Here is a 1,358-nt window from a genome sequence, read left to right as displayed (position 1 = left end):
CGCGTTGACTCATGGAAGATGCGCGCGTAGTGGGTATCGAAGAATCATTTGGTAATGCGCGCGTAGCGGGGTGTCTGCGGCTGCCGGTTCGCCGGTGGGGGTAGGGCTGCTGCTATGGAGCTGACGATGAGCGAACGCAGGGCTGTCACGAAGGTTCTGGCCACGGAATACCGGCGTGCTTCCAAGGCCAGGAAGGGTGAGGTCCTGGATCAGATCTGCGCGGTGACGGGCTGGCACCGTAATCATGCCCGCAAGGCGCTTGGCCTGGTCCTGAGGGTCAGGGTTGTCCGTCCGCGGCCGCCGAGGCCGCTGGTCTATGACGAGGCCGTCATTGAGGCGCTGCGGTTCTGCTGGGCCGTGCAGGGCACGCCGTGCGGGCGGCTGCTGGCGGCGGCTCTGCCTGATCTGGTCCCGCGGCTGCGCCGGTTCGAGGAACTGGATATTGATGATGGGACGGCGGCGCTGCTGTTGCGGATAGCGCCGGCGACGATTGACCGCCGGCTCAAGGCGGACCGGGCCAAACTGGATCCGCGGGGCCGGTCCCATACCAAGCCGGGAACGCTGCTGAAGGACTCGATCCCAATGCGGACCTGGGCCGAATGGGATGAGGCCAGACCCGGTTTCGTGGAGATCGATCTGGTCGGTCATGAGGGCGGAAATTCCCGGGGCGAGTTCTGTTTCACCCTGGATATCACTGACATCGCGACGGGCTGGACGGAGACCGTGTCGGTGCGGAACAAGGCGCAGAAGTGGGTGTTCGCCGCGATCAAAGAGGCGACCGCGAAGTTCCCCTTTCCCATTCTGGGCATCGATTCGGACAACGGGTCCGAGTTCATCAACTGGGGGCTGTTCCACTGGTGCGAGCAGGAGCAACTGACGTTCACCCGGTCCCGGTCAGGGAACAAGAACGACGGCGCCCACGTGGAGCAGAAGAACTGGCACATCGTCCGTCAGACCGTCGGGTACCACCGCTACGACACCCCCGGTGAGCTCGATCTGCTGAACCGCATCTGGGAGCTGCAGCGGCTGCTGACGAACCATTTCGGTCCCCAGCAGAAACTCGTCTTCAAGGAGCGCAACGGCGCTAAGACCACGAAAAAGTACGACCTGCCCGCCACGCCATACCATCGGATCCTGGCCGACAAGGGCACGGTCCGCCAAACGGTCAAGACCAGACTCACCCGGGAAAACCAGCCGCTGAACCCGGCAGCCATCCAACGACAGATCCAGGCACTCGCGGCCGAGTTACTAACGCTCACGACCAGCAAACAAGCCGCCAAACCCAAGCCCGCCACGCGCGCACTTCGGAATGATTCCACGAAGAATGCTACGCGCGCATCTTGACATGATTCCCCGGG

Annotated in this window: 1 protein-coding gene; it reads left to right on the top strand. The window is 63.4% G+C overall.

Features of this window, described 5'->3' with window-relative positions; genetic code table 11:
• Positions 1-126: 126 nt before the first annotated feature.
• Complete coding sequence (locus ACX80V_RS21810) at positions 127-1,344, top strand: DDE-type integrase/transposase/recombinase (RefSeq protein WP_485844904.1); 1,218 nt, start codon at positions 127-129, stop codon at positions 1,342-1,344.
• Positions 1,345-1,358 lie beyond the last annotated feature (14 nt).

It is taken from the genome of Pseudarthrobacter arbutini, from assembly GCF_054510915.1.
Note: the sequence above shows the minus strand (reverse complement) of the source record. Positions and strands in the feature narration are given on the sequence as shown.